Source organism: Ruminococcus sp. CAG:57, from assembly GCF_000435935.1.
Classification (GTDB): Bacteria; Bacillota; Clostridia; order Oscillospirales; family Ruminococcaceae; genus Hominimerdicola; species Hominimerdicola aceti.
In genome coordinates this window covers 25,940-44,988 of sequence record NZ_FR890716.1, presented here as the reverse complement: position 1 = coordinate 44,988, position 19,049 = coordinate 25,940, and the positions used below count along the sequence as shown (strand labels likewise).

Sequence of the window (19,049 nt, the reverse complement as noted above, 5' to 3'; positions counted from 1 at the left end):
AAATGAATACATACACCATTGAAAGCTTCTTTGAGAACTATAAGGAGCTTATACCCTCTGTGATAGAAAAGGGCAGGATATTAAGGCTGGGCTATAACGAAGAAAACGGCACCTTTACCTGTCAGGCGGCTTTTGACAAGCTGGTGCCTTTTGACAGCACAGTGGAATTTGAAATGAAAATGAGGGCGGCTCTCGGAGCAGGAAAGTTTATTTTGCAGCTCAAATATACCCCTGATATGCTTTGTGCGGAGTATTTTCCTGAGCTTTGCAAGTTCCTTAAAAGCAGATTTCCTCTTGTGAACGGCTTTTTTGACAACGCTGAGGCTGTTTATGAAAACGGCGTTTTCACCGTGGATATAAAACACGGAGGCGAAGCGTTGCTGAAAAAGGCGGGCATAGAAACGGCTTTTCCTGCGCTCACCATGGAGCTTTTTTCCGTAAGGGCGGATATAAAGCTCACAGGTGTGCTTGAAACTGATATGGAAGAGCATCAGCGTGAGCAGGAGGAGTTTTTGAACTCCCTCCCTGTGCCGAAAATAGACCCTGCACAGCCTGAGAAAAAGGCGGCTGTTACCACTAATACTGCAAGCGGTGCTTCTGTGGATTTCCGAACTGCAAATGTGGACTTCACAAGGTTCTCGCTTTTGTGCGATGACGCTCTTGTGCTTATGGGTGCGCCAATATCAGGAAACGAGCAGGTGATGCAGATGAAAGATATCCCTGCGGATTACCGTGGACGTGTGGTGGTCTGGGGCGATATTTTCGGACCTGTGGAAACAAAGGAAACAAAGTCGGGTATGCTTATAGCACACCTGAATTTTACCGACTATACTTCCTCAAACTCTATAAAGTTCATAGGCTCAAACAAGAATTTCAGAAACATGAAAGGCTTGAAAAGGGCAGTGCTTGAGGCAATGCTGGAACACCTTAAGGCAGGCAAGACCATACTTGTGGCAGGTGAGATAGAGGAGGACGATTTCGACCATTCTATAAATATCAAGCCTGACAGCATTATGGTCGTAAAGCGTGAAAAGGAAAAGGATACCTGCGAGCATAAGCGTGTGGAGCTTCATTGCCATACCAATATGTCTATGATGGACGCTCTCACTCCTGCGGGCAAGCTTGTGGAAAGAGCCTATTCATGGGGACACAAAGCACTTGCCATAACAGACCACGGTGTCGTTCAGGGCTATCCTGACGCCGGAAATACCTGTATCGGCATACGCAAGGGCGGCGGTGACTTCAAGGTGCTTTACGGCATAGAGTCATACGAGGTCAATAATGACGAAAAGATATTCCGTGGAACGGACAAGCGTGAACTTACAGACGAGATAATCTGCTTTGACCTTGAAACTACGGGTACAAATCCTAATGAAGATAGGATCATCGAGATAGGCGCTGTCAAGCTGAGAGATCTTGAAGTTGTGGACAAGCTCGATATTTTCGTGAACCCTGAAAGACCTATCCCTGAGTTTATCTCAAACCTCACCCACATCACTGACGATATGGTAAAGGACGGTGCAAGCGAAAGGGAAGCTCTCCTTAAATTCAAGGAGTTTATCGGTGACGACCCTGTTCTTGTGGCGCACAATTCTCAGTTCGATACGGGCTTTATATCCGCCTGTGCAAAAAGACAGGGCATCGAGATAAAATATTCTTCTATAGACACTGTGCCAATGTCGCAGATAATGCTTCCGGAGCTTGAAAAGCATAAACTCAACTATGTGGCGGAGCATTTCGGACTTGGGGATTTTCAGCACCACCGTGGCTGTGATGACGCAGAGGTGCTTGCAGGGATATTCATAAGGCTGTCGAAAATGCTCATGGAGCAGTATCCTCTGATTCTTATAACAGTGGATATGCTCAACAGTTTGCTTGCAAATGAAAATCAGGTGCTTGCAAAGCCGACTTATCACCAAATTATTATCGTAAGAAATAACACGGGTCTGAAAAATTTGTATAGGCTTATATCAGACTCCAATCTTAAATATTTCAAAAGACGTCCGAGAATACCAAAATCTGAGCTTGTAAGACACCGTGAGGGTCTTATCCTCGGTAGTGCCTGCGAGCGTGGCGAGGTCATTCAGGCTTATCTCGAGGGCAGAAACTATGAGGAGATCAAGCAGATAGCAAGCTTTTATGACTATCTGGAGATCCAGCCTGACGGAAACAACAAATTTATGCTCACCACCGAAAAGCCTCCTTATGACAGGATACACACAGCGGAGGATATAAAGGATATAAACCGCTTTATTGTAAAACTTGGGGAGGACTTGGGCATACCCGTCTGTGCAACAGGCGACGTGCATTTTATGGACAAGACCGACGCACAGTTCAGGTCGGTGATACAGGCTTCAATGGGCTTCCCTGACGCCGATACTCAGCCTCCTTTGTACCTTAAGACCACAAACCAAATGCTTGACGAGCTGAGCTATCTTGGCGAGGAAAAGGCATTTGAGGTCGTTGTAACGAATACAAACAACGTGGCTGATATGGTAGACCCTGATCTGAAAGCGTTCCCGAACGGTACTTATACGCCTTTTATCGAAGGCTCGGTTTATCAGCTTCAGTATATATGCTGGAAGAAATGCTGTTCCATTTACGGCGACTGCGACCCTGAGACTATAGAAGTTCCTGAGGGCGAGGACGTTGACGTATCAAAATATTTTGAGGGACACATTCCAGACCTTGTTTTCAAAAGACTTAAAAGAGAGCTTGACTCTATTATCAAGCACGGATTTGCAGTGCTTTACATGATATCTCAGAAACTTGTTGCCAACTCTAACGAGAATGGCTATCAGGTAGGTTCAAGAGGCTCGGTAGGTTCGTCCTTCGTTGCCTCCATGTCGGGTATCTCTGAGGTAAATCCTCTTGTGCCACACTATGTCTGTCTTAACTGCCACCACAGCGAGTTCATTACAGACGGCTCGGTAGGCTCAGGCTTTGACCTGCCGCCGAAAAACTGTCCTGTGTGCGGAGAGAATATGCACCGTGACGGACACGATATCCCATTTGAAACGTTCCTTGGCTTTGACGGCGATAAAGCCCCTGATATCGACCTTAACTTCTCAGGTGACTATCAGGCAAAGGCGCATAAATATACGGAAGTTCTTTTCGGTGAGGACCATGTGTTCAAAGCCGGTACTATCGGCATGATCCAGGAAAAGACAGCTTTCGGCTATGTTATGAAATATCTTGACGAGCGTGGAAAAACAGTGCCAAAGGCTGAGATAGAGCGTCTTAAGCTTGGCTGCTGCGGCATAAAGAGAACGACCTCTCAGCACCCGGGTGGAATGGTCGTTATCCCTAGCGACTATGAGGTCTATGACTTCACACCTGTTCAGCACCCTGCGGAAAAAGTGGACTCTGACATGGTCACTACCCACTTCGACTTCCATTCTCTCCACGATACTATCTTGAAGTTGGACGAACTTGGTCACGATAACCCGACAATGTATAAGTATCTGGAAATGTTCACAGGACGAGATATCCTCGATTGCCCCATGTCTGACCCTGCGGTCTATTCGCTGTTCACTTCCCCTGAGTCACTTGGAGTGACGGAGGAGGATATAATGTGTCAGACGGGAACACTCGGTATACCTGAAATGGGTACGCCGTTCGTAAGACAAATGCTTCTTGACTGTCAGCCGAAAAACTTCTCTGACCTTTTGCAGATATCAGGACTTTCACACGGCACTGACGTATGGCTCGGCAACGCACAGGAGCTTATCAAAAACGGCACCTGCGATATCTCAAATGTTATCGGTACTCGTGACAGTATCATGACATATCTGCTTTATCATGGCGTTGAGCCAAAGCTGTCATTTAAGATAATGGAGATAACCCGTAAGGGAAAAGCTCCGAAACTGCTCACAGAGGAAATGAAAGAGAATATGCGTCAGCATGACGTTCCGGAGTGGTATATCGACAGTTGTTTGAAGATAAAATATATGTTCCCGAAAGCCCATGCGGCGGCATATGTTACGGCAGCTATAAGACTTTGTTGGTTCAAGGTGCATGAGCCGCTTGCGTTCTATGCAACTTATTTTACGGTCAAGGGCGAGGATTTTGACGCAGAGATCGCTCTCAAGGGAAAATATATCGTCAGAAGCAAGATAGAAGAAATAAAGAATAAACCAAAAGACGAGGTGTCGGGTAAGGACAGCGGTGTGCTTGAAATTCTCATGCTTGTGAATGAAATGCTCAGCCGTGGATATGACTTTTTGCCTGTAAACATCAAAAAATCTCACGCAACTATCTATCAGATAGAGGACGGCAAGATAAGGCTTCCGTTCTGTTCACTTAACGGAGTGGGCGAGTCTGCGGCGATAAGCATTTACGAAAAGGCGCAGAACGGCGAGTTTATCTCTATCGAGGAGTTCCAACAGCAGAGCGGAGTGTCCAAATCTGTTATCGAAACTCTGGAGAAAAACGGAGCTTTCGGCGATATGCCTAAATCTAACCAGATATCGTTGTTCTGATAGTTACTATGCACAATTTCATACTTTGCCCTTGTAACACTATTGACAAACAAGGGCGGGTGTGATAAAATTATTTGTGTTGATACTATGCTATCACTTTACTACGATAAAGTGAGCGAAGGCGTTACATAACAACATAGAAAGTACAATCTATAATTTATATACAGGAAGGAAAAGTGTATGAAAAGATATGATCTTATAACCCCTGAGGGTACGAGAGATCTGCTGTTTGAGGGCTGTCTGGCACGAAGAATGGTGGAGGACAGGCTGTCAAAGCTGTTTGAGGGCTTTGGCTACAGCGAGGTGGTAACACCGGGAATAGAGTTTTATGATCTGTTTATGGGAAGCTCGAGAAACTTCCAGCAGGAGAGCCTTTATAAGCTTACAGACTCAAAGGGCAGACTTATCGTTATGCGTCCTGATTCCACGATACCCATAGCAAGACTTGCTTCCACAAGATTAAAGGGAGCAAAGCTTCCCCTTAGACTATACTACAATCAGAGCATTTTTGAAAATAACTCCCTGCTCAAAGGACGTTCAGACGAGGTAGTTCAGGCAGGTATCGAGCTTATTGGCGGAGAAAATTCCAAGAGAGCAGATTACGAGGTGCTATGCACTGCTGTTGAAGCCCTTTCAAGCTTTGATAAGGAGAATTTCAGACTTGAGATAGGTCATATCGGATATTTCAAGGAGCTTGTGGCTCAGCTTGACGTTGACGACGCAGTAAGAGAGGAGATAAGACTTCTTATCTCTGCAAAGAACTATCCTGCACTTAACGATATACTTGACGAGGTGGGCGACAATCAGGTGACTAATGCGCTCAGACAGCTCCCAAGACTTTTCGGAGGTGTTGAGGTGTTCGACAAGGCTGCTGATATTTATACTGACGATAAGATAACAGGCATACTTTATAACCTTAAAGAGGTCTACACCAGACTTTCAAGCCTTGGTTATGAGGGCAAGATATCTGTTGACCTTGGCATCGTGAGTCATGCGGATTACTACACAGGCATTGTGTTCAAGGGCTATCTTTCAGAGGTCGGTCAGTCGGTGCTTAAAGGCGGAAGATATGACAGACTTCTGGCAGAGTTCGGCAACGATTGCCCGGCGGTGGGCTTCGGCATAAGCGTTGACTCTGTTGCAAGACATATCGAAAAGCTAGGCGGAGCACCAAAGCTCAGAACTCCTGACGCAGTTGTGTTTGGCGAAAAGGGCTACGTGGTGGAAGCCATGGAATATGCTCAGACACTCGTAAGAGAGGGTCTGACAGTTGAAAACTCGCTTTTCAACACCCTCGATGAAACAAAGTCTTACGCAAAGTCAAAGGGAATAAAGAAGCTTGTGGTCGTTGGCAGCGAGATAACAGAGCTTGATATATAAGTTTGGAGGATAAGTTAAAATGAACAGACCCCTTAGGATAGCTCTTACAAAGGGCAGACTTGAAAAGGATACAGTCGGTCTTTTAGAGAAGATAGGCTATGACTGTACCGCAATAAGAGAAAAGGGAAGAAAGCTTATTCTTCCTGTACCTGACGGAAACCTTGAAGTTGTGCTTGCAAAGGCAAACGACGTTATCACATACGTTGAGCATGGCGTGTGCGATATGGGTGTTGTTGGCAAGGACACTATCATGGAAATGCAGGGCAAGTTCTTTGAGCTTGTTGATATCGGCTTCGGCAGATGTAAATTTGCACTTGCCACAAAGAAAGGCTCAAAGTTCTACGGCGGATTTGATGTCAAGACAGTTGCAACAAAATACCCTAACATCACAAGAAGATTTTTTGAAGCAAAGGGAATGGACGTTGACATCATCAAGATAGAAGGCTCAGTTGAGCTTGCACCGCTCCTTGAGCTTGCAGACGGTATCGTTGATATCGTTGAAACAGGCACGACACTTAAAGAAAACGGCCTTGAAGTCATCGAGGACGTTTGCCCTATCTCTGCAAGGCTTATCGTAAATATGGTAAGCATGAAAATGCGCCAGCAGGAGATCGAGAATTTTGTAAAGCTTGTTGAAGAAAATATCGACAAGTAGTTTATATAAACGGAAAGGACAGTATTGAAATGGCTGAAATAAAGAAGATTTTTGTCAACGGCAAAGACGAGGTAGAGTTTTTCAAGCAGCTTGAAAAGAGAAGTGGCGAAACAAATAAGAAGGTCACAGCCGTTGTTAATGAAATAATCGAAACTGTCAGAGAGGGTGGCGACAACGCTGTAAAGGCTTATACAGAAAAGTTTGACGGCAAGCTCCCAGAGTATTATGAAGTTCCAAGAGATGTTATAAATGACGCTCTCACTGAAGCCGATCAGGACTTTGTTGACGCAATGCTCAACGCAGTTGCGAACATCACAGATTTTCACCAAAGACAGAAGTCACAGAGCTTTATAAATGCTAAGGATAACGGCTGTATTCTCGGTCAGAAGGTAAGAGGACTTAACAGAGTTGGTCTTTATGTTCCGGGCGGCACAGCAGCTTATCCGTCAAGCGTGCTTATGAACGCTGTTCCTGCAAAGATAGCAGGCGTTAAGGAGATAATCATGGTAACTCCACCGCTCAAAGACGGCACACCAAATAAGGATATTCTTGTGGCAGCAGCTCTCTGCGGAGTTGACAGAGTGTTCATGAGCGGCGGCGCACAGGCTATTGCTGCCCTTGCCTACGGCACAGAGGAGATACCAAAGGTCGATAAGATAGTAGGCCCTGGAAATATCTATGTTGCAACAGCAAAGAAGCTTCTTTATGGTGTTGTTGATATAGACATGGTGGCAGGTCCGAGCGAGATACTTGTTATGGCTGACGAAAAGGCTAACCCTAAGTTCATTGCCGCAGACCTTATGTCACAGGCTGAGCATGATAAGCTTGCTTCCGCTATCCTTGTTACAACAAGCGAGAGCATTGCAGACAGAACTATCGAAGAGATAAACAGACAGGTGCAGAGCCTTTCAAGAAAAGAGATAATCGAGAGCTCTCTTGAAAATTACGGTGCTATCCTTATCTGCAATACAAAGGACGAAGCTTGCGACCTTGCAAACAGATTTGCTCCTGAGCACCTTGAAGTGCTTTTTGAAAACCCTATGGAGTATCTTGGCAGACTTGATAATGCAGGTTCAATATTCCTTGGTCAGTATGCTTCAGAGCCGCTTGGCGACTACTATGCAGGTCCTAACCATGTTCTTCCAACAAGCGGCACAGCTAGATTCTTCTCGCCTCTGTCAGTAAACAGCTTTGAAAAGCGTTCAAGCTTTACATACTATACCGAGGACGCTCTCAGAGAAGCAAAAGACGATATCGTTCTTATTGCAGAAAAAGAGGGTCTGACGGCTCACGCAAATGCAATAAAGGTAAGATTTTAAGCGGTAAAGGTGATGAAAATGCGTACAGCGGAGATAAAAAGAAAAACTAAGGAAACTGATATAGAGGTGTTCGTGAAGCTTGACGGTGAGGGCAAGGTAAGTGTAAACACAGGCATAGGCTTTTTTGACCATATGCTCACAGCCCTTGGCGTTCACAGCGGAATAGACATGGACGTTGAGTGTACAGGCGACCTTTATGTTGACGGACACCACACAGTTGAGGACGTTGGCATATGCTTGGGCAAAGCCTTTGCGGAAGCATTGGGCGACAAAGCAGGCATTGCAAGATATGGCTCGGCTTTCGTGCCAATGGACGAAGCACTGGCATTCTGCTCACTGGATATAAGCGGCAGACCTTTTCTTGCGTTCAATGCTGAGTTCCATGATGACAGGATAGGTCAGTATGACACCTGCCTGACAGAAGAATTTTTCAGAGCCTTTGCTTTCAATTCAGGCATAACACTGCATATCCGTGAGGAGTACGGCAAGAACGACCACCATATTGCAGAAGCAATGTACAAAGCAGTGGCTCACGCTTTGAAGGACGCTGTAAAAATAACAGGAACAGGAGTTTTATCCACCAAAGGAGTGCTTTAAATGATAGCAATAATCGACTACGGTGCAGGCAATATATTCTCTGTAAAAAACGCTCTGGACTATCTTGGTTTTGAGAACAAGCTCACAGACAAAAAAGAAGATATCGAAAAAGCCGACGCAATTATACTCCCCGGCGTGGGAGCGTTCCCATGGGCAATGAATATGCTCGGTCTTAGCGGTCTTATCGACACTATCAAGGAGCAGGCTAAAATAAAGCCTTTCCTTGGCATATGCCTTGGAATGCAGCTTCTTTTTGAGAAAAGCTATGAGTTTGAGGAGTGCAAGGGTCTTGGCCTTATCGGTGGCTATGTTGACAAGATAAACGAGCCTGACCTCGTTATCCCGCACATGGGTTGGAACAAGCTTGTGTATAACCACGATTGTCCTCTTTTTGACGGTCTGGGTGATGACGAGTATGTCTATTTCGTACACTCATACAAGGCTTTCTGCGACAATAAAAGTCTGTATGCCTACTGCGAATACGGCTCGAAAGTCCCTGCGGTGGTATCGGACGGAAGATATATCTTCGGCTGTCAGTTCCACCCTGAGAAGAGTGGAAAAACTGGTCTTAAAATACTTGAAAACTTTGCGAAAATGTCACAGGAGGTAAAATAATATGCTTGCAAAAAGAATTATACCATGCCTTGATGTGCGTGACGGAAAGGTTGTAAAGGGAGTAAATTTCGAGGGCATAAAAGAAGTCGGCGACCCTGTTGAATGTGCATATGAATACAATTTGCAGGGTGCAGACGAGATAGTTTTCTATGACATAACAGCCTCCCACGAGGGCAGAGGCGTTATGCTGGACGTTGTACGTGAAACAGCCAAAAAGGTATTTGTACCGCTCACTGTTGGAGGCGGTATCAAAACTGTTGACGATATAAGAGATACTCTCCGTGCAGGCGCAGACAAGGTGTCTGTGAACTCTCAGGCAGTGCAGAATCCTCAGCTTATAAAAGACGGCGCGGATATTTTCGGCTGTCAGTGCATCTGCGTTGGCGTTGACGCAAAGAAGGTCGGCGACAACAAGTGGACGGTCTACATCAACGGCGGAAGAGTGGATATGCGAATGGATCTTATCGACTGGGTGAAAAAGTGCGAACAGCTTGGTGCAGGTGAGATATGCCTGAACTCTATCGACACAGACGGTGTAAGGGGCGGCTTTGACCTGCCAATGCTGAAAGCTGTGTGCAGTGCTGTAAAGATACCTGTTATCGCAAGCGGCGGAGCAGGAAAGCTTTCAGACTTTGCTGACGCTTTCCTTGAAACTGATTGCTCAGCGGCTCTTGCGGCAAGCCTTTTCCATTTCAAAGAGCTGACAGTACAGCAGGTAAAGGACGATTGCAGGAGCAAGGGAATTATCGTGAGGTGAGCATAATGATTGTTTTCAATATCGTATTTACTTTGTTTATACCAGTGCTTATGATATTGTGCGGCTATCTGATGTATAAGCATACACCGAAAGATATCAACTGCTTGGTGGGCTATCGCACTGCTATGTCATTGAAAAATCAGGAAACGTGGGATTTTGCCCACAATTATTGCGGACGTCTGTGGGTAAAGGTCGGAGCGGTCATGACGATAATTTCGGCATTGGTCTGTGTTCCATATTTCTTTATGAGCAGCGGCAAGGCGACTGTGATAATGTGCATAGCTGAAGTGATACAGGTGGTATTTTTGTGCTGGACGATAGTACCAACAGAACGAGCACTCAAAGATAATTTCGACCAAGACGGCAACAGAAAGGACAAATAATGAACCCAATAAAAGTTGATATAAACGATCTGGATAAATATTTTGTAAAAAGCGAGCTTACCCCTGCTATCGCATTTGATGTGGATACAAAAACTGTGCTTATGCTTGCTTATATGAATAAGGAGAGCCTGAAAAAAACACTTGAAACAGGCTATACATGGTATTGGAGCAGATCAAGACAGGAATATTGGAACAAGGGTGCAACAAGCGGTCATCTGCAAAAGGTGGTTTCTATCTATGCGGACTGTGATAACGATACCCTGCTTCTTAACGTAAAGCAGACAGGTGTAGCCTGCCATACAGGCTCATATAGCTGCTTTTTCAATGAGATATATAATACGGAGGAAGAATAAAATGACAGTTTATCAGGAAATTTTCGAGGTAATAAAACAGCGTAAAGCTGACTATGAGGCAGGCAAGGCGCAGGAGAACAGCTACACAGCTTATCTTTTTGACAAGGGCGTAGACAAGATTTGCAAAAAGGTGGGCGAAGAGGCTACAGAAACAGTTATCGCTGCTAAAAACGGTGACAATGACGAGCTGAAAAACGAAATAAACGACCTTCTCTATCACGTTATGGTGCTTGCGGCAAATCAGGGACTTGAGTGGTCTGACGTGGAAAAGGTCCTTGACGAGAGAAACGAAAAAATAGGCAATCTGAAGAAATTTCATCAGGTAGACAAGAACACCTGATTATATGTATCCAAAGGCTCTGCGTTCATGCGCAGGGCTTTTTTTGCTTTATGAGAGGATTTTCAGAAATTTAAGCACACAAAAGCCTTTTGCCGAATAGAATATAGCGAAGTAAAAAAACTTCCATGATTTGATTTATAGGAGGACTTACTATGAGCGATTTTAACGGCAAACCTTTCAAGGAAGCAATGTGTATCGAGGCAATGCGTGTGTTTGATTCATGCTCGTCACAGGATTGTCTGGAGGATCTTGCGTTTACATTCAGCCAGGCAGACCAGACCGTGATAAACGCTGCGGCGTATATCAAAAGCACTTGTATCGACGTGACAGACGTAAGCTTTGCAATATCTCCGGTGGCATTCAACCACGGCTTTTATGCAGTTGACGTTACTTACACATTCAGGGCGCAGATAGAAGCATATGAAGCAGCAGGCGCAGCTCCAACAGTAGTTTACGGCACCTCATCATTCACAAAAAAAGTTATTCTTTTCGGCAGCGACGGCGGCACACAGAGATTTTCTACCTGCGAGCCGAACCAGGTCGTCACCACCTCGCCTACAAGCGGCTGCTCATGCTGTTGCTGCACAGCGGCAATGCCTTGCGCTTCTGTGAGCGTAGCAGCGCCAATGTGTCTTGACGCAAAGCTTGTCGCAGAGCCTGCACCAAGCGAGGAAAAGAACGTTCTTATCACTATCGGACTTTTCGCTATCATTCAGTTGTCAAGACCTGTGCCTATAATGGTGCCTGTATATGATTACTGCGTACCTGGCAAGGAGTGTTCCACAAACAGTGACAGCCCATGTGAGATGTTTGAAAAGATAGCATTCCCGACAGTAGAATTTTTCCCAAGAGGACTTGAAGAACCCCACTGCAAGGAAGAAAATGATACAGGGGGTCAGGGCGAAGCTCAGGGATAATATGTGATCTATGGGGGCGGAGTTTTCTGCCCCTTTTTGTTTTGCAAAGCAACCTGTTTGGCTCTTCGCTCCCAAAACGCTTGACAAGAAGCCTTAAAAGATTTATAATTAAAAGGAATGTACGAAATGAAATGAGGATATCAATGACTGAGAATTTTTCGGAAATAATAAATGAGGAAACCGCTCCGCAGAAGCTGCTCCAATGGTCTGGTGAATACGAAAGAACTTGCGGTCACAAGCCACTTGCCCTTATCCATTCATACGGCTGTCAGCAGAACGTCAGCGACGGCGAGAAGATAAAAGGTATGCTCTCAAAGGTGGGCTATGAGTTCACGTCCGATGTGAACGAGGCTCAGCTTATATTGTATAACACCTGCGCTGTAAGAGAAAATGCCGAGGACAAGGTGTTCGGCAAACTTGGCGACCTTAAACATCTCAAAGAAAACAATCCCGAGCTTATTATAGGTATCTGCGGCTGTATGGCTCAGCAGAAGCACGTTGCCGAGAAGATAAAAAAGACCTACCGTCAGGTGGATCTTGTTTTCGGAACTTTTGCATACAACGATATGTATAATATGCTGTGGGAGATAATATCAAAGCATGACAGGATATTCAATCTGTCAGAAAATCATGTTGACATAAACGAGGATTTCTTGCAACTTCGTGACGATAAGATAAGAGCGTTCGTGCCTATCATGTATGGCTGCAACAATTTCTGCACCTATTGCATAGTGCCTTACGTCAGGGGCAGAGAACGCAGCAGAAAGCCTGAGTCCGTTATCGCAGAGGTAAAAGCACTTGTGAAAAACGGATACAAAGAAATAACACTGCTAGGTCAGAACGTTAATTCATACAGTTATGGTTTTCCTGAGCTTTTGAGAGAGCTTGACAAGATAGAGGGCGATTTTCGCATAAGATTTATGTCAAGCCACCCAAAGGACGCAAGCCATGAGCTTATTGACGCTATACTTGAATGCAAAAAGGTGTGCAAGCATTTGCATCTTCCTGTGCAGGCAGGCTCAGACAGGATACTAAAGCTTATGAATCGCCGCTATACCACGGCGGATTATCTGAAAATAATCGACTATGCCAGAAGCAAAGACCCTGAGTTTTCATTCACAACAGACCTTATCGTTGGCTTCCCAAGTGAAACATACGAGGAATTCTGCGAAACTAAGGAGCTTATCAAAAAGGTAAAGTACGATAATATCTATTCTTTTGTGTATTCAAGACGAAGCGGCACAAAGGCTGCCGAAATGGAGGATCACATCTCAGACAAGCAGAAGGGTCTGTGGCTGAGAGAACTGCTTTTGGAGCAGAGAGAGGTGTCAACAGCGTGGCTTTCAAGATTTGTGGGAAGAACTGTAACCGTGCTGCCAACAGGCGAGGGCAGAACTGGCGCTGATTATCTCACAGGCAAGAGCGACGAGGATATGATCGTCGAGGTGAAAGCGGATAAAAAATATATCGGTAAATTCATTCAGGTTCGCATAACAAAAGCAATGAACTGGGCTTTGAGAGGCGAGCTTGTTGAAGATAAATAACAGCGAAAGCTGAATAATATTTAAAGGAGAATTACCATGGATGTAATTGAAATGACAAGAAAGCTTGGACAGGCTATTCAGGAAGACGAGAGATACAAGGCTTATATGGAGGCTTGTTCTATCAATGATACAGATGTTGAGATACAGAACAAAATAGGCGAGTTCAATCAGCTCCGTTCACAGCTCAGCGTTGAGATGCAGAAGCCTGATAAGGACGGCGAGAAGATGACAGCACTTGACACTCAGATCAGAGAGCTTTATGACGAGATCATGGCTATGCCTAAGATGATCGCATTTAACGAAGCTAAAGAAGTTATGGATAAGCTTCTCGGCTCTGTAAACTATATCATCTCAATGGCTGCAAACGGCGAAGACCCAATGACTTGCCCAGAGGAAGCTCCTCATAGCTGTTCAGGAAGCTGCGCATCATGCGGCGGCTGTCACTAAGACAGTATCAAAAAACGAATAACAGTCAGGGGGAGCTTATCCCCCGTCTGCCCGAATCTGAAGATACCTTCGGACTGGGGCGGATAATTTCTATGGCGATATGACACCAAAAGTGTTCGTATCGAAAAAACAAGTAGGGGCGAACAGTGTTCGCCCGCATTTTGAAAGCATGAGAATATTGCGGTATGATAAATATATGAAACGGAGTGAGTTTGAGTGGAAACCAAAGATATAGATTTTTCAAAGCTGTCACCTATGATGAAGCAGTATTTTGAAGTAAAGAACAAATATAAAAACCATATACTGTTCTACAGACTGGGAGATTTTTATGAAATGTTCTTTGATGACGCTATCATTGCGTCAAGAGAGCTTGAACTTACCTTGACAGGTCGTGACTGCGGACTTGAGGAAAGAGCGCCTATGTGTGGTGTGCCTCACCACGCCTGCGACGTTTATCTGAAAAAGCTTATTGAAAAAGGCTACAACGTGGCTATCTGCGAGCAGACCATGGACCCTGCAATGTGCAAGGGAATAGTGCCGAGAGAGGTCATAAGAGTAGTCACACCGGGTACGCTTATCGAAAGCAGTATGCTTGATGAAACGTCCAACAACTATATCTGTGCATTTTATATGAGAGCCAAGGAAAGCGCATTGTGCCTTGCGGATATTTCCACAGGCGAGGTGCATCTGTTTGAGTTTGAGGGCAAGGAAATGACAAGTTCGGCTATAAATGAGCTGTCGAGATTTTCCCCTGCGGAGATTCTTATAAATGACGCTTTTCTTTCAAATAAAGAGCTTTCAAGCTTCATAAGAGAAAAGCTCAAGACCAGCGTTCAGCTTTTGGAGGAGAACGATTTTTCCCCTGAGATACATACAGAAGAGGTGCTGAAACAGTTTTCCACAAACAGCCTTGAATCTATTGGCGTTAAGCCTGACACAGTTGCAGCATTTGCAGTGTGCGGGCTTTTTGCATACATACACGATACACAGAAAGCATTGGTGGGCAGATTTTCCGAGATAATAAAGCATGACGCCGACCCTATCATGACTATCGGCTTCACTGCAAGAAGAAATCTGGAGCTTACAGAAACTCTCAGAAATAAAGAGAAAAAAGGCTCGCTCCTATGGGTGCTTGACCATACCAAAACTTCAATGGGCAAGCGTATGCTAAAATCCTTCCTGGAACAGCCCCTTGTCAATCCTGCAAAGATAATCGACAGACTTGACGCTGTTGAACAGCTCACAATGAAGCCTGTTGAACTTGGAGAGCTAAAAGAGATACTGGGAGGAGTCTATGACCTTGAAAGACTCATGACAAGGGTAATGTATAAGACCGCTACCCCTAGAGATCTTAAATCACTGTCGCTGACAGCACTTAAACTCCCTGAGATAAAGGAGCTTCTCAAAGGTTTTGATTCAAAGCTTCTTGCAAACTGCAACAATAAAATATCCACCCTTGAAGCTATCTCAAACCTTGTTGAGAACGCCATTGTTGACGAACCGCCTGTTAATGTCAAGGACGGCAACGTTATCAAAGACGGCTTCAACGAACAGCTTGACGGACTGAGAAATATAATCTCAGGAGGCAAGGGTATAATTGATGATATTGCGGAGCGTGAAAGAGAAAAAACGGGTATCAAAAATCTGAAAATAGGCTATAACCGAGTTTTCGGATATTATATCGAGGTAACAAAGTCTTACTATGACCTTGTGCCTGACAACTATATAAGAAAACAGACCCTTGCCAACTGCGAGCGTTTTATCACGGACGAGCTTAAAGTCGCAGAGAACACTATCCTCGGTGCAAGCGATAAGATAGTTACTCTTGAGCAGGAAATATTTGCGGAGATAAGAGATTTTGCAGCCACACAGCTTAGACTTGTGCAGGAAACTGCCACAGCAGTGGCGCAGATAGACGTGCTTTGCTCGTTTGCAACTGCGGCGGTGAACAATAACTATACAAAGCCTGAGATAGCCATTGACGGCATTATTGATATCAAAAACGGCAGACACCCCGTTGTTGAGCTTATGCAGAAAGACGAGGTGTTCGTGCCTAACGACACATATCTTGATCTTACAAGCAACAGAATGGCTGTCATAACAGGTCCGAATATGTCAGGTAAATCAACTTATATGCGTCAGGTTGCTCTTATCACCCTTATGGCGCAGATAGGCTGCTTTGTGCCTGCGGACTATGCAAAAATATCTGTGGTCGACCAGATTTTCACAAGAATAGGCGCTTCTGATGACCTTACCGCAGGTCAGTCTACCTTCATGGTGGAAATGAGCGAGGTTGCAGATATCGTAAAGCACGCCACCAAGAACAGCCTTGTTATCCTCGACGAGGTGGGCAGAGGTACTTCAACCTTTGACGGAATCTCCATTGCAAGGGCAGTGTCGGAGTATATCTCCACCAACAGATCAATGGGCTGTAAGACCCTGTTTGCAACACACTATCATGAGCTTATCAGCCTTGAAAAAGAGCTTGACGGCGTTAGAAATTTCTCTGTCGCAGTAAAGCGTCAGGGGGATAGTATCAAGTTCCTTAGAAAGATAGTTCCGGGCGGAGTTGACGAAAGCTACGGCATAGAAGTTGCAAAGCTTGCGGGTCTGCCAAACAAGATAATAAACAGAGCCAAAGAGCTTCTCGAACAGCTTGAAGCGGAAAACAAAAAGGCAAGACTTGCCGCTCAGCAGATAGAAAGCGACCAGATATCCTTTGACAAAATAAGCGACAGCATCGTTACCGACAGACTTAGAAAAACCAACATAGACGAAATGACCGACAGCGAGCTTAGAGATTTTGTGAAAGACTTGCTGAAATATGTTTAGGTGAGCGTTATGAAAAAGTGGTATGACGAGGAGTACGAGTTTGAAATAGAGGTCACGGGATTTCTCCGTGGCGACCATACTGAAAGATATTGCCGAAACGGAGAGGAGATAGGGGATAAATATTTCTGCACCTATGGCTGTCCTGTGAATAAGAACGGCTATGGCATTTGCAGTAAAACAATGATGATGCTTTATCCCATTATGGAAGCTGTCCGCAGCGGCGGCGATATGACTAAGATAGGCGGCGACAGCAAATATACAAAAACTATCGTCTGTCCTGACGGCTGTGTCATGTTCCGCTTGACAGCAAAGCCGACAGGCAAGGAGAATTTTCATACAGGCGGCTTTTGGAAAGAGCCATAGAAAAGGATAGAAAAATGTCAGAAATAAAAGTTCTGAGCAAGGAAGTTTCCGAGCTTATTGCGGCAGGCGAGGTAATAGACAGACCTGCTTCAATAATAAAGGAGCTTCTTGAAAACGCAATAGACGCAGGTGCGAACGTCATAACAGTTGAGATAAAAAACGGCGGCCGCACCTATATAAGAGTGACGGATAACGGCAAGGGTATCTCAAAAGATGATCTGCCTATAGCCTTTCTTCGTCATGCAACAAGTAAGATATCAGTAAAAAATGACCTTGACAGTATTATGACCCTCGGCTTCAGAGGTGAAGCACTTGCTTCTATCTGTGCCGTATCCAAGGTAGACGTGCTTACGAAACGTCCCGAGGAGGATTACGGCACGCATTATGTTATCGAGGGCGCAGTGGAAAAGACCTGCGAGGAGTGCGGCTGTCCTGACGGCACGACTTTCGTTGTGAGGGATATTTTCTATAATGTTCCTGCAAGACTAAAGTTTCTGAAAAAGGACGTTTCAGAGGGCAATTTTGCCGCAGACCTTGTTACAAAGCTTACCCTTTCACACCCTGAGATATCATTCAAGTTCATCAGGGATAATAAAGTTGAGATATTGACAGCAGGGGACGGCAAGATATATTCCGCAGTTTATTCAGTTTATGGCAGAGATTTTGCAAACTCCATGCTTGAAGTTGACTATACATGGCAGGGTATGCACATAACAGGCTTCACTGTGAAGCCTCTGTCTGCAAAGCCTAACAGACGTTTTCAGAATTTCTTTGTGAACAAAAGATATGTGAAATCAAGGGCTTGTGCGGCAGCATTGGAAGAGGCATACAGAAATCTTCTTATGACGGGAAAATTCCCAGCTTGCGTGCTTTATATTGATATTCCGCCGAACACCATAGATGTGAACGTCCACCCTACTAAAATAGAAGTGCGTTTTTCAGACGAAAAGCTTATGCACGAGGCTGTGTTTTTTGCGGTGAAAAATTCCCTTATGAAGAATGACAGACCTAATGAGATGCACCTTGAAAACAAGCGTAATTTCACCGACAGAGAGCTTTTTGATATACCTAAAAAAGATAACAGCGTCCAGCTTAAATTCTCTATGGAGGATAATAGTCAAAAGCCTGTTGCCTCAAAGGCTGATATACCTGCCCCAAAGCCGCAGACAGAGAAACAGTACGAAAATTCGTACAGCTATCAGAAGCCTGCACCAACGCTTAAAACTGTGGAGAGCAGGAGCATAACTGAGGAAGAAAAAGAAAAACTCAGCGGCAGTGACGATATGTTTCTTGCAAGCCTTGAACAGCCTGCAAAGAGAAAAACAGCCGTCACAGAGCTTTCAGGTCCTGAGCCGAAACCCCATAAGGTGACAGTGGAGGAGATAAACAAAGCGATAAGCGAGATACCTCTTCCCGAAGAGCCGGAGGAGCAGAGCGGAGAAGCTTTCAAGTTTATCGACGCTCAAAGCTTCACAAAGAAAAAGCCTGTTTCCGTTATCGTGGAGGAGAAAGAGCCTGAAAAGCCGAAGCCTGTTGTGGTGGGCGAGCTTTTCAAGACCTATGTTGTGGCACAGGTGGGCGACGAGATGATACTTATGGATAAGCATGCCGCCCATGAGAGATATATTTTCGAGAGGATAAAAAGCGATGCCGAACAGCTTGAAACGCAAATGTTCCTAGAGCCTATCATGGTGTTGCTTTCTTATGACGAGTATGACGCTCTCACCGCAAACCTCGATAAGGTGTCACAGCTTGGCTTTGAGATAGAGCCGGACGTTGCGCCAACTGTTGCAGTAAAGGGCGTGCCTATCATTCTTGGTGACGATAACCCTGCGGATATAATCAGCGAACTTGCAAAGAATTTTATCGAGAATAAACTCAATCCGCAAATAGAGCTTTTTGATGACCTCTACCATTCTATCGCCTGCAAAGCGGCAATAAAGGCGAACGATACCAACAGCGGAATAGAATTGCAGGCGCTCGTGAACGCCGTTTATGGTCAGGAAAATATCAGATATTGCCCTCATGGCAGACCTGTTATGATAACCCTCACCAAAAGAGACATC

Annotated in this window: 16 protein-coding genes; all 16 read left to right on the top strand. The window is 45.0% G+C overall.

What is annotated here, in order from left to right:
* Nucleotides 1-2: 2 nt before the first annotated feature.
* Nucleotides 3-4,481: a PolC-type DNA polymerase III gene (locus QVO88_RS04780; RefSeq protein WP_022287386.1), complete on the top strand. Its 4,479-nt coding sequence runs from the start codon at nucleotides 3-5 to the stop codon at nucleotides 4,479-4,481.
* A 180-nt stretch (nucleotides 4,482-4,661) separates the two neighbouring features.
* Entirely contained in the window at nucleotides 4,662-5,861 is a 1,200-nt protein-coding gene (hisZ, locus tag QVO88_RS04775; RefSeq protein WP_022287385.1) for an ATP phosphoribosyltransferase regulatory subunit, read from the top strand.
* Nucleotides 5,862-5,880: 19 nt separating this feature from the next.
* Nucleotides 5,881-6,516 carry an ATP phosphoribosyltransferase gene (hisG, locus tag QVO88_RS04770; RefSeq protein ID WP_022287384.1) on the top strand — a complete coding sequence of 212 codons (636 nt, stop codon included), beginning with the start codon at nucleotides 5,881-5,883 and terminating at the stop codon, nucleotides 6,514-6,516.
* A gap of 29 nt (nucleotides 6,517-6,545) precedes the next feature.
* Entirely contained in the window at nucleotides 6,546-7,835 is a 1,290-nt protein-coding gene (gene hisD / locus QVO88_RS04765) for a histidinol dehydrogenase (protein ID WP_022287383.1), read from the top strand.
* An 18-nt stretch (nucleotides 7,836-7,853) separates the two neighbouring features.
* Complete coding sequence (gene hisB / locus QVO88_RS04760; protein WP_022287382.1) at nucleotides 7,854-8,432, top strand: imidazoleglycerol-phosphate dehydratase HisB; 579 nt, start codon at nucleotides 7,854-7,856, stop codon at nucleotides 8,430-8,432.
* Nucleotides 8,433-9,047 carry an imidazole glycerol phosphate synthase subunit HisH gene (gene hisH / locus QVO88_RS04755; RefSeq protein ID WP_022287381.1) on the top strand — a complete coding sequence of 205 codons (615 nt, stop codon included), beginning with the start codon at nucleotides 8,433-8,435 and terminating at the stop codon, nucleotides 9,045-9,047.
* A 1-nt stretch (nucleotide 9,048) separates the two neighbouring features.
* Nucleotides 9,049-9,804 (top strand): imidazole glycerol phosphate synthase subunit HisF, encoded by a 756-nt coding sequence (gene hisF, locus QVO88_RS04750; protein ID WP_022287380.1) that lies wholly within the window; start codon nucleotides 9,049-9,051, stop codon nucleotides 9,802-9,804.
* Nucleotides 9,805-9,809: 5 nt separating this feature from the next.
* Complete coding sequence (locus QVO88_RS04745) at nucleotides 9,810-10,187, top strand: SdpI family protein (RefSeq protein ID WP_022287379.1); 378 nt, start codon at nucleotides 9,810-9,812, stop codon at nucleotides 10,185-10,187.
* Nucleotides 10,187-10,540, top strand: coding sequence for a phosphoribosyl-AMP cyclohydrolase (gene hisI / locus QVO88_RS04740; RefSeq protein ID WP_022287378.1), 354 nt, complete (start codon nucleotides 10,187-10,189; stop codon nucleotides 10,538-10,540). Before QVO88_RS04745 ends, hisI begins: the two co-directional genes overlap by 1 nt.
* A gap of 1 nt (nucleotide 10,541) precedes the next feature.
* On the top strand, nucleotides 10,542-10,880 hold the full coding sequence (hisE, locus tag QVO88_RS04735; protein WP_022287377.1) for a phosphoribosyl-ATP diphosphatase: 339 nt from the start codon (nucleotides 10,542-10,544) through the stop codon (nucleotides 10,878-10,880).
* Between the two features lie 152 nt (nucleotides 10,881-11,032).
* Complete coding sequence (locus QVO88_RS04730; RefSeq protein WP_022287376.1) at nucleotides 11,033-11,797, top strand: hypothetical protein; 765 nt, start codon at nucleotides 11,033-11,035, stop codon at nucleotides 11,795-11,797.
* A 143-nt stretch (nucleotides 11,798-11,940) separates the two neighbouring features.
* Nucleotides 11,941-13,341, top strand: coding sequence for a tRNA (N6-isopentenyl adenosine(37)-C2)-methylthiotransferase MiaB (gene miaB / locus QVO88_RS04725; protein ID WP_022287375.1), 1,401 nt, complete (start codon nucleotides 11,941-11,943; stop codon nucleotides 13,339-13,341).
* Between the two features lie 36 nt (nucleotides 13,342-13,377).
* Nucleotides 13,378-13,788, top strand: coding sequence for a YlbF family regulator (locus tag QVO88_RS04720; RefSeq protein WP_022287374.1), 411 nt, complete (start codon nucleotides 13,378-13,380; stop codon nucleotides 13,786-13,788).
* Nucleotides 13,789-14,004: 216 nt separating this feature from the next.
* Nucleotides 14,005-16,620, top strand: a complete 2,616-nt coding sequence (mutS, locus tag QVO88_RS04715; protein ID WP_022287373.1) for a DNA mismatch repair protein MutS — start codon at nucleotides 14,005-14,007, stop codon at nucleotides 16,618-16,620.
* A gap of 9 nt (nucleotides 16,621-16,629) precedes the next feature.
* On the top strand, nucleotides 16,630-16,983 hold the full coding sequence (locus QVO88_RS04710) for a TIGR04076 family protein (RefSeq protein ID WP_022287372.1): 354 nt from the start codon (nucleotides 16,630-16,632) through the stop codon (nucleotides 16,981-16,983).
* Between the two features lie 14 nt (nucleotides 16,984-16,997).
* Nucleotides 16,998-19,049: DNA mismatch repair endonuclease MutL (gene mutL, locus QVO88_RS04705; RefSeq protein WP_288177783.1), on the top strand; the 2,052-nt coding region annotated here is incomplete at its 3' end.